The organism is [Enterobacter] lignolyticus SCF1, from assembly GCF_000164865.1.
GTDB lineage: Bacteria > Pseudomonadota > Gammaproteobacteria > Enterobacterales > Enterobacteriaceae > Enterobacter_B > Enterobacter_B lignolyticus.
Genome location: NC_014618.1, coordinates 1,476,198 through 1,489,000 on the forward strand (window position 1 = coordinate 1,476,198; position 12,803 = coordinate 1,489,000).

At 60.4% G+C, this 12,803-nt stretch carries 11 protein-coding genes; 9 read left to right on the forward strand and 2 right to left on the reverse strand.

Features of this window, described 5'->3' with window-relative positions; genetic code table 11:
• Positions 1-32: 32 nt before the first annotated feature.
• Positions 33-2,033, reverse strand: coding sequence for a bifunctional tRNA (5-methylaminomethyl-2-thiouridine)(34)-methyltransferase MnmC2/FAD-dependent 5-carboxymethylaminomethyl-2-thiouridine(34) oxidoreductase MnmC1 (gene mnmC, locus ENTCL_RS06985; protein ID WP_044611913.1), 2,001 nt, complete (start codon positions 2,031-2,033; stop codon positions 33-35).
• Positions 2,034-2,191: 158 nt separating this feature from the next.
• On the opposite strand from mnmC, the gene fabB reads away from it, so the two are divergent.
• Both fabB and ENTCL_RS06995 read left to right on the forward strand, forming a co-directional pair.
• Positions 2,192-3,406, forward strand: a complete 1,215-nt coding sequence (gene fabB, locus ENTCL_RS06990) for a beta-ketoacyl-ACP synthase I (RefSeq protein ID WP_013365408.1) — start codon at positions 2,192-2,194, stop codon at positions 3,404-3,406.
• Between the two features lie 70 nt (positions 3,407-3,476).
• Entirely contained in the window at positions 3,477-4,661 is a 1,185-nt protein-coding gene (locus tag ENTCL_RS06995) for an MFS transporter (protein WP_044612081.1), read from the forward strand.
• Here the strand turns inward: ENTCL_RS06995 and flk are convergent.
• Positions 4,642-5,646 (reverse strand): flagella biosynthesis regulator Flk, encoded by a 1,005-nt coding sequence (gene flk, locus ENTCL_RS07000; RefSeq protein ID WP_013365410.1) that lies wholly within the window; start codon positions 5,644-5,646, stop codon positions 4,642-4,644. The genes ENTCL_RS06995 and flk overlap by 20 nt on opposite strands.
• Positions 5,647-5,754: 108 nt before the next feature.
• Between flk and pdxB the strand changes: the two genes are divergently transcribed.
• The 7 genes from pdxB to dedD all read left to right on the forward strand — a co-directional run bounded on the left by pdxB (position 5,755) and on the right by dedD (position 12,618).
• A complete protein-coding gene (gene pdxB / locus ENTCL_RS07005; RefSeq protein ID WP_013365411.1) occupies positions 5,755-6,900 on the forward strand; it encodes a 4-phosphoerythronate dehydrogenase PdxB in 1,146 nt (381 codons plus the stop codon).
• Positions 6,901-6,967: 67 nt separating this feature from the next.
• Entirely contained in the window at positions 6,968-7,981 is a 1,014-nt protein-coding gene (locus ENTCL_RS07010; RefSeq protein ID WP_013365412.1) for an aspartate-semialdehyde dehydrogenase, read from the forward strand.
• Positions 7,981-8,793, forward strand: coding sequence for a tRNA pseudouridine(38-40) synthase TruA (gene truA, locus ENTCL_RS07015; protein ID WP_013365413.1), 813 nt, complete (start codon positions 7,981-7,983; stop codon positions 8,791-8,793). Before ENTCL_RS07010 ends, truA begins: the two co-directional genes overlap by 1 nt.
• A 29-nt stretch (positions 8,794-8,822) precedes the next feature.
• Positions 8,823-9,491, forward strand: coding sequence for a DedA family protein (locus tag ENTCL_RS07020; RefSeq protein ID WP_013365414.1), 669 nt, complete (start codon positions 8,823-8,825; stop codon positions 9,489-9,491).
• Between the two features lie 176 nt (positions 9,492-9,667).
• Positions 9,668-10,582, forward strand: a complete 915-nt coding sequence (accD, locus tag ENTCL_RS07025) for an acetyl-CoA carboxylase, carboxyltransferase subunit beta (RefSeq protein WP_013365415.1) — start codon at positions 9,668-9,670, stop codon at positions 10,580-10,582.
• A gap of 70 nt (positions 10,583-10,652) precedes the next feature.
• Entirely contained in the window at positions 10,653-11,921 is a 1,269-nt protein-coding gene (gene folC / locus ENTCL_RS07030) for a bifunctional tetrahydrofolate synthase/dihydrofolate synthase (protein ID WP_013365416.1), read from the forward strand.
• Positions 11,911-12,618, forward strand: coding sequence for a cell division protein DedD (dedD, locus tag ENTCL_RS07035; protein ID WP_013365417.1), 708 nt, complete (start codon positions 11,911-11,913; stop codon positions 12,616-12,618). The genes folC and dedD overlap by 11 nt, the downstream gene beginning before the upstream one ends.
• Positions 12,619-12,803: the final 185 nt, after the last annotated feature.

Consider the following 12,803-nt stretch of genomic DNA (forward strand, 5'->3'; position numbering starts at 1 on the left):
CGGGAGAGGACAGTACCCGCCTCACGCCATCATCATTTCACCGCTTTACCTTTCAGCAGCTTCCGCACCCACAGCCGGTTAGGGCTGAGCGCCGCCAGCGTTTCAGCATCCAGCGGCAGCGGCTCTTCGCTCATCTGCGAGGCGAGAATCTCCGCCGCCAGCGGCGCCGAGCACAGGCCGCGGGAGCCTAATGCGCCCAGCATAAAGAGCCCCTCATAAACCGGCGCCTGCGCGGCATCCTGCGGGTTATCCGCCAGATGGGCATACTGCGTCAGCGTTTCGTGATAGTCCGGCACGCCGCCCAGCATCGGCAGGTGATCGCGGGTGGCGCAACGTACGCCGCATCGCGCGTCGTTATCGCTCACGTTGACCTCCTGCGCCCACCGGGCCTGCGGGAAGCAGTCGATCAGCCGCTGGCGATTATGCTGCTGATCCGCTGCGCTAAAAGCAGCGTCCGTCTGTCCGCGATGGTAGCTGGCGCCGATGCAGTGCTGGTGATTATTGGGGTTCTGCGGCGTCAGATAACCGTCGTAGCACAGCACCTGGCGCAGCGCAGATAGTGATGGCGTCGTCGGGATATGGCTGACCTGGCCGCCCACCGGATAGACCGGCAGCCGCTGCGTCTGGCTGAACTGATTAATGCGGTGCCCGTTGGCAAGCACGACGGTGGCATGCGGGCGGGTTTCGCCGTGGCTCAACTGCACCAGCCAGCCCGGGTCAAGAGGCGTGAGCTGTTCGACGCCCGCGCGCCAGCGCACGGTCAGCCCGCGCTCGCAGGCAAGCTGTAGCGCCGTGGCGGTCAGTTCGGCCGGGCAGAGCCAGCCTCCGAGCGGGTAGGTGATGCCGCCGCAGCCGGTTTCCACGCCGCACAGCGCGGCGACGTCTTCGGCGCTCACGGCATGGGCGATGACAGACGGCAGCCCCAGCGACAGCATCTGGGCTATCTTTTGCTGGCTCTTGTCATCAAAGCCTGCCTGGGTAACGCCGCACCAGTCGTGGTCAAACCGCACCGGCAGCGCATCATACAGCCGACGGGCAAAGGTAAAGGCCGCCGGGAAAAACTGCGCCAGCGCCGGGTCATGGGCGCTGAGCAGAGGGTAGAGCGCGCCCTGACGGTTCCCCGAGGCGCCCTGAGCAGGCTGCGCATCCTCGCAATACAGCGTCACCTGCCAGCCCCGGCGCAGCAGCGCGAGGGAAAGCAGCGCGCTCGCGATTCCGCCGCCGATGACCGCGACCTCGCGGGCCGAGCTGCCGCGACGCGAAAACCACGGCGTCCGCGGCGCGCTTTCCGCACCTTCCGGCATTTCACCAGTCAGCATTTCGCGCTTGCGGCCAAAGCCTTTGCTCTTGCGCATGGTAAACCCGGCTTCCTGCAGCCCGCGGCGCACGAACCCGGCGGAGGTAAACGTCGCCAGCGTGCCGCCGGGGCGGGCCAGCCGCGCCATGGCGTTAAACAGCCCCGGCGTCCACATATCGGGGTTTTTGGCGGGGGCGAAGCCGTCCAGAAACCAGGCGTCCACCTTCTGGTTGAAGGTATCGTCGAGCGTATCAACAAGGGTATTGATATCGCCGAACCACAGATCCAGCGTGACCCGTCCGTCGTCGAGCAACAGGCGATGGCAGCCGGGCAGCGGCAGCGGCCACTGCGCCTGCAGTTGCTCCGCCCAGGGCGCCAGCTCGGGCCAGTGCTGGTGGGCGAGGCGCAGGTCGTCCGCGCGCAGGGGGAATTTTTCAAAACTGACGAAATGTAATCTTTGTAGCGTAGCGTCAGGATGCGAGGCGCGAAACGCCGCAAACGCCTGCCAGAGCGTCAGAAAGTTAAGCCCGGTGCCGAAGCCGCTTTCGGCGACGACAAAATGCGGGCGTGGGTGCTTGCCGAAGCGTGCGGGAAGCTGATTTCCGCCAAGAAAAACGTATCGAGTTTCTTCCAGTCCGTTATCATTAGAAAAGTAGACGTCATCAAAATCTCGGGAAACAGGTGTACCCTCACTGTTAAATTCGAGGTTGGCGGGTTGTATGGCGTTTTGTTTCACGTAAGTTACTCGCATAGCAAGGCATCGGACGATCTTAACGATGTGTGCGAAGCGGCGCAAATTTATGCATTAATTGTCTGATCGGACTTGTTCGGCGTACAAGTGTACGCTATCGTGCGACACGAAACGTTAAATAGTGCGACTTACAGAGGTATTGAATGAAACGTGCAGTGATTACTGGCCTGGGCATTGTTTCCAGCATCGGTAACAACCAGCAGGAAGTCCTGGCATCTCTGCGTGAAGGACGCTCTGGGATCACTTTCTCTCAGGAGCTGAAAGATTCCGGCATGCGTAGCCACGTCTGGGGCAACGTAAAACTGGATACCACTGGCCTCATCGACCGTAAAGTTGTGCGCTTTATGAGCGACGCATCCATTTATGCTTTCTTGTCTATGGAGCAGGCGATTGCTGATGCTGGTCTCTCTGCAGAGGTTTATCAAAATAACCCGCGCGTTGGCCTGATTGCAGGTTCCGGCGGCGGCTCCCCGAAATTCCAGGTCTTTGGCGCAGACGCCATGCGCAGCCCGCGCGGTCTGAAAGCCGTAGGCCCTTATGTTGTGACCAAAGCGATGGCGTCCGGCGTTTCCGCCTGCCTCGCCACGCCGTTTAAAATCCACGGCGTCAACTACTCCATCAGCTCCGCCTGTGCGACCTCCGCACACTGCATCGGTAACGCGGTAGAGCAGATTCAGCTGGGCAAACAGGACATCGTGTTTGCCGGCGGCGGCGAAGAGCTGTGCTGGGAAATGGCCTGCGAGTTCGACGCGATGGGCGCGCTGTCCACCAAGTACAACGACACTCCGGAAAAAGCCTCCCGTACCTATGATGCGAACCGTGACGGCTTCGTTATCGCAGGCGGCGGCGGTATGGTTGTCGTTGAGGAGCTGGAGCATGCTCTGGCGCGCGGCGCGCATATCTACGCGGAAATCGTTGGCTACGGCGCAACCTCTGATGGCGCAGACATGGTAGCGCCGTCGGGCGAAGGCGCGGTGCGCTGCATGCAGATGGCGATGCACGGCGTGGATACGCCGATCGACTACCTGAACTCCCACGGCACGTCTACGCCGGTAGGCGACGTCAAAGAGCTCGGCGCTATCCGTGAAGTTTTCGGCGACAACAGCCCGGCCATCTCTGCGACCAAAGCCATGACCGGTCACTCCCTGGGCGCCGCTGGCGTACAGGAAGCCATCTACTCTCTGCTGATGCTGGAACACGGCTTTATCGCCCCAAGCATCAACGTTGAAGAGCTGGACGAGCAGGCTCAGGGTCTGAACATCGTGACCAAACCGACCGACGCGACGCTGACCACCGTCATGTCCAACAGCTTCGGTTTCGGCGGCACCAACGCCACGCTGGTGATGCGTAAGCTTTAAGCCTAAAATAACCGACACTCCAGGGAGCCGAATGGCTCCCTTCTTTTTTTTCTGGTTTTACTTTCCTGTTATGAATCCGAACGCTACCACGACGCCGCGCAACCGTTCTAACGCCGAATTATTCCGCATCGCGTTTGCCGTTTTCCTCACCTATATGACCGTCGGCTTGCCGCTGCCGGTGATCCCGCTGTTTGTGCACCAGGAGCTGGGCTACGGCAATACCCTGGTCGGTATTGCGGTGGGCATTCAGTTTCTGGCGACCGTGCTGACCCGCGGCTATGCCGGACGGCTCGCCGACCAGCATGGCGCTAAGCGCTCTGCGCTGCAGGGGATGCTTGCCTGCGCGCTGGCCGGGGGCGCGTGGCTGCTGGCGGCGCTGCTGCCGGTAGCGGCAATGTATAAATTCGCGCTGCTTGTCGTCGGACGGCTGATTCTTGGTTTTGGCGAAAGCCAACTGCTGACCGGGACATTGACCTGGGGGATGGGGCTGGTGGGGCCCGGCCGCTCTGGCAAGGTCATGTCGTGGAACGGCATGGCCATTTACGGCGCGCTGGCGGCCGGGGCGCCGCTGGGGCTGCTGATTCACAGCTATTACGGCTTTGCCGCGCTGTCGGCCGCCACGATGGCGCTGCCGCTGCTGGCATGGGCGTTTAATGGAACCGTGCGAAAAGTACCCGCCCATGCCGGGGTGCGCCCGTCGCTATGGAGCGTTATCGGGCTTATCTGGAAACCGGGGATTGGGCTGGCGCTGCAGGGCGTGGGATTCGCCGTGATAGGCACCTTTGTCTCGCTCTATTTTATGAGTAACGGCTGGCCCATGGCGGGGTTCACGCTAACCGCCTTTGGCGGCGCGTTTGTACTGATGCGAATTCTGTTTGGCTGGATGCCTGACCGTTTTGGCGGCGTAAACGTCGCCATTGTCTCGCTGCTCGTGGAGGCGCTCGGTCTGATTCTGCTCTGGCAGGCGCCGGGGGCCTGGATCGCGCTGGCCGGTGCGGCGCTGACCGGCGCCGGCTGTTCGCTGATTTTCCCGGCGCTCGGCGTTGAGGTGGTGAAGCGGGTTCCGCCGCAGGTTCGCGGTACGGCGTTGGGCGGCTATGCGGCGTTTCAGGACATCTCCTACGGCGTAACCGGTCCGCTGGCGGGGCTGCTGGCAACCTCCTGGGGATATCCGTCCGTCTTCCTTGCCGGGGCGATTTCCGCCGTCGTCGGTATTCTGGTGACCCTGCTGGCGCTCAGAGAACCAGCCAGATAAGCGCAAGCGCGACGACGATAGCGATCAGCATCAGGCCCGGGCGCGCCGACAGCGCCTTCACGTTGTCAATCAGTGGCGCAAACGGGCTGTAGATCGGCTGAATATTGCGAATTTCCAGCGTATCCGGCGAATGTTGTTCGACGCGCTTGAGGAAGATTTGGTTGAGCAGGTCCTGCACCTGCGCGGTGGTCAGAATGGCCTGCGGCGTGACCTGCCAGTTTTGCTGCGCATAGTCGCGAATTGACTGCCACTCGTGGGGCTCCATCGGCTGCTTGAGCGCAGCCTGCACGCTATTGAGCGTAGGGGCGTTCTGCGTACTGAGCGTCTGACGCGCCTGCAGCCAGGTCATCAGCGCGTTGAAGTGCTTCGCCGGAATCAGCTCGCCGGTTTTTACCCCGGAAAGCTCAAGCATTGACTGCCAGATAATTTTGCTGGATTCCCCGGTGGCGGCCGACACCTTATTCACCAGCTGATTGAGCGTGTTGTGCTCCGCGGGCAGCAGGGGGCGCGCGGTTGCCGGGCGCTGCTGCGGCTGCGGAATGTTCAGCTGGTTGTTTTGCAGCAGCTGCAGCACGTTGCGCAGCTGCTCCGGCGTGAGCTGGCTGAGCGCCGTCTGGCCATACTGCTGGCGGATAAAATCGCTGACCGCCTGACGGTTATTGCCAAGGCTCAGAAGCTCCGTCAGCTGGGAAAGCGTCTGGCGCACGCTCAGGTTTTGCTGGGCGTTTTCCAGACGATGGTTAAGGTTCTGCTCTGCCGCCGGGAAGTGGCGCGACAGCAGTTGCGCATCTCCCTTGAGCCCCAAATCATGCTTAACCCCGGCCCACACTTCCGCATTTTGCTGCGAGGTGAGCGCGATCAACCGGGTTACCAGCCGTTCAAGCACCGTACGCTGCTGGGTGGATAGGGGCTGTTCGCCAGGTACCGAGGGGGGAAGACCTTCCGCAGGCGGGCGCGCGGGCATACCAGAGATGGGTTGCGTCATGATGGATCCTGTGTGTCCGACCGGTGTCATCCAGGTTGTCTGTGTTCCTGGCGGCAAGATTATGGCACACTTCCCCGGTTAACTCTCGTCTCACACAGGTACTGTACCGTGAAAATCCTCGTTGATGAAAATATGCCCTACGCCCGCGAGCTGTTCAGCCGCCTGGGTGAGGTAAAGGCCGTTGCCGGACGCCCAATTCCGCAGCATGAGCTGGACGATGCGGACGCGTTAATGGTGCGTTCGGTCACTAAAGTGAATGAAGCGCTGCTTGCCGGGAAACCGGTCAAATTTGTCGGTACGGCAACGGCAGGTACCGATCATGTGGATGATGCCTGGCTTGCGCAGGCGGGAATCGGTTTTTCGGCAGCGCCGGGCTGTAACGCCATTGCGGTTGTGGAGTATGTGTTCTCCGCGCTGCTGATGCTGGCGGAACGCGATGGCTTTTCCCTTGCGGATCGCACCGTGGGGATTGTCGGCGTCGGCAACGTCGGCGGGCGTCTGCAAAAACGCCTGGAGGCGTTGGGGATCCGCACGCTGCTGTGCGACCCGCCGCGCGCCGATAAGGGCGACGATGAGGATTTCCGCACGCTGGATGAGCTGGTGCAGGAGGCGGATATCCTGACCTTCCATACGCCGCTGTTTAAAGACGGGCCCTACCGGACGCTGCATCTGGCGGATGACGCCCTGATCCGCCGCCTGAAGCCGGGGACGATTTTAATTAACGCCTGCCGCGGCCCGGTGGTGGATAACGCCGCGCTGCTGGCGCGCTTGCAGGCGGGCCAGCCGCTCAGCGTAGTGCTGGACGTGTGGGAGCCGGAGCCGGAGCTCAATACCGCGCTGCTCGAACGGGTAGATATCGGTACGGCGCACATTGCGGGCTATACGCTGGAAGGGAAAGCGCGCGGGACCACGCAGGTCTTTGAAGCCTATAGCCAGTTTATCGGGCATCCGCAGCAGGTGGCGCTCGACTCGCTGCTGCCCGCGCCGGAATTCGGTCGTGTCACGCTTCACGGCGCGCTCGACGAGTCTACGCTGAAAAGGCTGGTGCATTTAGTGTATGATGTGCGCCGCGATGATGCGCCGCTGCGAAAAGTAGCGGGAATTCCGGGTGAATTCGATAAATTGCGTAAAAATTATCTCGAACGACGTGAATGGTCGTCGCTATACGTTATGTGTGACGATAAAGCGGCAGCCGAACTGCTGCATAAGCTGGGATTTAACGCAGTTTATACTCACAACCATTCCGTCCGTTAATGTCTTCTTAAGACTCCCCCGTCACTATGCTGGCGGGGCGGTCATTTTATTTCTGGAGTAAACCACCATGTCTGAAGGCTGGAATATTGCCATTTTAGGCGCCACGGGCGCCGTCGGTGAAGCCCTGCTCGAAACACTTGCTGAGCGTCAGTTCCCGGTGGGGGAAATCTATGCGCTGGCGCGTGCTGACAGCGCCGGTGAGCACCTGCGTTTTGGCGGTAAATCCGTCATGGTTCAGGATGCCGCCGCGTTTGACTGGACCCAGGCGCAGCTGGCGTTTTTTGCCGCCGGCGCCGAGGCTTCTGCAACGTATGCCGAAGAAGCCGTTAACGCGGGCTGCCTGATTATCGATCTTAGCGGGCTGTTCGCGCTCGAACCTGACGTGCCGCTGGTGGTGCCGGAAGTGAACCCGTTCGTGCTGGCCGACTACCGTAACCGCAACATCATTGCCGTCCCGGGCAGCCTGTCCAGCCAGCTGCTTGCCGCGCTGAAGCCGCTGATTGATGAGGGCGGACTGTCGCGCATTGCAGTCACCAACCTGCTGTCGGCCTCGGCGCAGGGTAAAAAAGCGGTTGATGCGCTGGCCGGTCAGAGCGCGAAACTGCTCAACGGGATCCCCATCGATGAAGATGACTTTTTTGGTCAGCAGCTGGCGTTCAACATGCTGCCGCTGCTGCCGGATAGCGAAGGCAGCGTGCGCGAAGAGCGCCGCATTGTCGATGAGGTCCGCAAGATTCTGCAGGACGAAGGCGTCATGATTTCCGCGCACTGCGTCCGCGCGCCGGTCTTTTACGGCCACGCCCAGATGGTGAGCTTCGAGGCGCTGCGTCCGCTGGCGGCGGAGGAAGCGCGCGATGCTTTCGCCCGCGGCGAAGATATCGTCCTGTCGGAAGAAAACGAATTTCCGACCCAGGTGGGCGATGCGTCCGGCAGCGCGCATCTGTCGGTGGGCTGCGTACGTAACGATTACGGCATGCCGGAACAGATTCAGTTCTGGTCGGTTGCCGATAACGTGCGCTTCGGCGGCGCGCTGATGGCGGTGAAGATTGCTGAGAAGCTGGTGCAGGAGTATCTGTACTGATGTCTGAAGCGGAACAACTGCCGGTGTATAAAATCGCCCTCGGTATTGAATATGACGGCAGCAAGTATTACGGCTGGCAGCGGCAGAACGAAGTGCGCAGCGTGCAGGAAAAGCTGGAAAAAGCGCTCTCGCAGGTGGCTAACGAGCCGGTAACCGTGTTTTGCGCCGGACGTACCGATGCCGGCGTGCACGGCACCGGACAGGTTGTTCATTTTGAAACCCGCGCGGAGCGTAAAGACGCCGCGTGGACGCTGGGCGTAAATGCGAATTTACCTGGTGACATTGCGGTGCGCTGGGTGAAATATGTCGCCGATGATTTTCACGCGCGCTTCAGCGCAACGGCGCGTCGCTATCGCTATGTCATCTATAATCATCGCCTGCGCCCGGCGGTGCTAAGCCAGGGCGTTACGCATTACCACCAGCCGCTTGATGCCGCGCGGATGCAGCGTGCTGCGCAGTGCCTGCTGGGGGAGAATGATTTTACGTCGTTTCGGGCGGTGCAGTGCCAGTCGCGCACGCCGTGGCGAAACGTTATGCACATTAACGTTGAGCGTTACGGTGCGTATGTGGTGGTGGATATCAAAGCCAACGCGTTTGTACATCATATGGTGCGGAATATTGTGGGCAGCCTGATGGAAGTAGGCGCCGGAAACCAGCCGGAGAGCTGGATTGCAGAGCTGTTGGCCGCGAAGGACAGGACGCTTGCGGCGGCAACGGCAAAAGCGGAAGGGCTGTATCTCGTTTCGGTGGATTATCCGGAGCGTTTCGACCTTCCAAAACCGCCTATGGGGCCGCTGTTTCTGGCGGACTGAATCATGCAGTCATTAAAGGTTAGACAACTATGGATTTGATTCGCTTTTTAATTGATTTCATTCTGCATATTGATGTTCACCTGGCTGAACTGGTCGCCAACTACGGCGTCTGGGTGTATGCCATTCTGTTTTTGATCCTGTTTTGTGAAACGGGCCTGGTGGTGACGCCGTTCCTGCCTGGCGATTCGCTGCTGTTTGTCGCCGGGGCGCTCTCCGCGCTGCCGACGAACGATCTGAACGTCCACCTGATGGTGGCGCTGATGGTGCTCGCGGCGATTATCGGCGATGCGCTGAACTATACGATTGGCCGGGTGTTCGGCGAGAAGCTATTCAGCAATCCGAATTCGAAAATCTTCCGCCGCAGCTATCTCGACAAGACCCACGCGTTTTATGAAAAACACGGCGGGAAAACCATCATTTTGGCGCGTTTTGTGCCTATCGTCCGTACGTTTGCGCCGTTTGTGGCCGGGATGGGGCATATGTCCTACCGCCACTTTGCCGCCTATAACGTGGTGGGCGCGCTGCTGTGGGTGCTGCTGTTCACCTATGCGGGCTACCTGTTCGGCGATCTGCCTATCGTGCAGGAAAACCTGAAGCTGCTGATTGTCGCGATTATTGTTCTGTCGGTGCTGCCGGGGGTTATTGAAATCATCCGTCACAAGCGCGCGGCGGCAAAACAGGCGAAACAGGTGAAATAACGCCACGAGCGTAGTAAAGCAGGGGACAGAAAGGGGTTAGACCACTTTTTTGTCCCATGTTTCTGGCTCTTATGTTTTAATGTGCAACATTTCATGGTCTGTAAGCGGTAAAAATGGCATTATTTGCCGCTTATGGCAAAACTGGCATCGACCAGGTTCAGGCAGAAAGGTTATCAATGAGCTGGATTGAACGAATTAAAAGCAATATAACCCCCACCCGCAAGGCGAGTATCCCGGAAGGGGTATGGACCAAGTGCGACAGCTGCGGTCAGGTTCTGTACCGTGCAGAGCTGGAGCGCAACCTGGAGGTTTGCCCGAAGTGCGATCACCACATGCGTATGACAGCGCGCAATCGCCTGCATAGCCTGCTGGACGAAGGAACTCTGGTGGAACTGGGTAGCGAACTTGAGCCGAAAGACGTGCTGAAGTTTCGTGACTCCAAGAAATACAAAGACCGTCTGGCCTCTGCGCAGAAAGAGACCGGCGAGAAAGACGCGCTGGTCGTGATGAAAGGCACGCTGTTCGGCATGCCTGTGGTCGCGGCGGCGTTTGAGTTCTCCTTTATGGGCGGCTCAATGGGCTCTGTGGTCGGCGCGCGTTTTGTCCGTGCCGTCGAGCAGGCGCTGGAAAATAACTGCCCGCTGGTGTGCTTCTCCGCCTCCGGCGGCGCGCGCATGCAGGAAGCGCTGATGTCGCTGATGCAGATGGCGAAAACCTCTGCGGCGCTGGCGAAGATGCAGGAGCGGGGTCTGCCGTACATCTCCGTGCTGACCGACCCGACCATGGGCGGCGTGTCCGCGAGCTTTGCGATGCTTGGCGACCTCAACATCGCCGAACCGAAAGCGCTGATCGGCTTTGCCGGACCTCGCGTTATTGAGCAGACCGTGCGTGAAAAATTGCCGCCGGGCTTCCAGCGCAGCGAATTCCTGATTGAAAAAGGCGCGATCGACATGATTGTTCGCCGTCCGGAAATGCGCTTTAAGCTTGCCAGCGTCCTGGCGAAGCTGATGAATCTCCCGGCGCCGAATCCGGATACGCCGCGCGAAGGCGTGGTGGTGCCGCCGGTACCGGATCAGGAACCAGAGGCCTGATAATGCAAAGGGCAGGGCCACCAGGCGCTGCCCTTTTTGCTTTTCTTCACCGTTAACAATCGCGGGCATCATGGAAAAAGACCAACTTCCTCTCGCCACGTCGCCCCTGGCCACGTGGCTTTCTTATCTTGAACATCTGCATACAAAAACGATCGATCTCGGGTTAACGCGCGTGAGCGACGTGGCGACGCGCATGGCGGTGCAGAAACCGGCGCCATTCGTCTTCACCGTGGCGGGTACCAACGGTAAAGGCACCACCTGCCGGACGCTGGAGTCCATCCTGATGGCCGCAGGCTTAAAGGTGGGCGTCTACAGCTCGCCGCATCTGGTGCGCTACACCGAGCGGGTACGGATTCAGGGCGAAGAGCTGCCGGAATCGGCGCATACGGCTTCCTTTGCCGCCATTGAAGCGGCACGGGGCGAAACGTCGCTGACCTACTTTGAGTTCGGTACGCTGTCCGCGCTGTGGCTGTTTAAAGCCGCTCAGCTGGACGTGGTTATCCTCGAGGTGGGCCTCGGCGGCCGTCTGGATGCGACCAACATCGTTGATGCTGATGTGGCGGTGGTGACCAGCATCGCGCTCGATCATATTGACTGGCTGGGGCCGGACCGGGAAAGCATCGGCCGCGAAAAAGCGGGGATTTTCCGCGCGGGCAAACCGGCGGTGGTCGGGGAGCCGGATATGCCGCAGACGATTGCCGAGGTGGCGGTGGAAAAAGGGGCGCTGCTGCTGCGTCGCGGCGTCGACTGGCGCTTTGAGGTGGCAAACGACAGCTGGCGGTTTAGCGATAAGCAGGGCGAGCTGAACGGTTTACCGCTGCCGCAGGTGCCGCAGCCTAACGCCGCGACCGCGCTTGCCGCGCTGCGCGCCAGCGGGCTTTCGGTCGATGAGCAGGCGATCCGCGACGGCATCGCCGGCGCGACGTTGCCTGGGCGCTTTCAGATAGTCAGCGCCGCGCCGCGGCTTATTCTGGACGTGGCGCACAACCCGCACGCGGCGGCGTACCTCGCCGGACGTCTCAAAAACTTGCCAAAGACCGGGCGCACGCTGGCGGTGATTGGTATGCTTCATGATAAAGATATCGCGGGCACGCTGGCGTGTCTGACGGAAGTTGTCGATCGGTGGTACTGTGCGCCGCTTGAGGGGCCGCGAGGCGCGACGGCGGAACAGCTGGTGGAACATTTGCGCGATGGCGAAGTCTATGCCACTGTAGCGCAGGCGTGGCATACGGCGATGGCCGATGCCCGCCCCGAAGATACGGTGCTGGTGTGTGGGTCCTTCCACACGGTAGCCCATGTAATGGAAGAGATGGACGCGGGGAGAACCGGTGGCGAGTAAGTTTCAGAATCGTTTAGTCGGAACCATTGCGCTGGTAGCGCTCGGGGTGATTGTGCTCCCCGGGCTGCTTGACGGCCAGAAAAAGCATTATCAGGACGAGTTTGCGGCAATCCCGCTGGTACCGAAGCCTGGCGATAAGGATGAGCCGGATATGCTGCCTGCCGCAACGCAGGCGCTGCCGTCGCAGCCGCCGGAAGGTGCTGCGGAAGAGGTGCGGGCCGGAGACGCCGCCGCGCCTTCGCTGGACGCATCGCGCATGGCGGTTAACAGCGGCGGTAGCGATATTGACCAGACGCCAGAGCCGGTGGCGCCGCCAAAACCTAAGCCCGTAGCGCAAAAACCGCAGCCGCAGCCAAAGCCGGCGCGGGATACCGCCAGCGAGCAGCTGGCGGTGGCGACAGAGTCTGCGCCAGCGCCGCAGAAACCGGTCGCGGATAACATGCCCGCGCCGGTCGGCAAGGCCTATATCGTACAGCTGGGCGCGCTGAAGAATGCCGATAAAGTCAATGAAATCGTAGGCAAATTACGCGGTGCAGGCTTCAAGGTTTACACATCGCCTTCCACGCCGACACAGGGTAAAATTACCCGCATCCTGGTGGGACCGGACGCATCGAAAGATAAGCTGAAAGGTTCGCTGGGTGAACTGAACCGGCTGTCGGGGCTGAACGGCGTTGTGATGGGATATACGCCTAATTAACTCGCCCTTAAGCTGACCCCTCTCCCGCAAGAGGAGAGGGTCTGCGCGAGGGAAACAGGCCGTTACGGCACCTGGCGCTGAACGTTTTTTCAGCGCTTTTTTTATTTTTGTAGGGCACGGAAATCCCTACGCAAACGTTTTCTTTTTCTGTTAGAATGCGCCCCGAACCGGACGACAGGGCGTAA

Coding starts and splice junctions, on each gene's coding strand:
- fabB (WP_013365408.1), top strand. CDS start 2,192: ATGAAACGTGCAGTGATTACTGGCCTGGGCATTGTTTCCAGCATCGGT.
- ENTCL_RS06995 (WP_044612081.1), top strand. CDS start 3,477: ATGAATCCGAACGCTACCACGACGCCGCGCAACCGTTCTAACGCCGAA.
- flk (WP_013365410.1), bottom strand. CDS start 5,646: ATGACGCAACCCATCTCTGGTATGCCCGCGCGCCCGCCTGCGGAAGGT.
- ENTCL_RS07010 (WP_013365412.1), top strand. CDS start 6,968: ATGTCTGAAGGCTGGAATATTGCCATTTTAGGCGCCACGGGCGCCGTC.
- truA (WP_013365413.1), top strand. CDS start 7,981: ATGTCTGAAGCGGAACAACTGCCGGTGTATAAAATCGCCCTCGGTATT.
- ENTCL_RS07020 (WP_013365414.1), top strand. CDS start 8,823: ATGGATTTGATTCGCTTTTTAATTGATTTCATTCTGCATATTGATGTT.
- accD (WP_013365415.1), top strand. CDS start 9,668: ATGAGCTGGATTGAACGAATTAAAAGCAATATAACCCCCACCCGCAAG.
- folC (WP_013365416.1), top strand. CDS start 10,653: ATGGAAAAAGACCAACTTCCTCTCGCCACGTCGCCCCTGGCCACGTGG.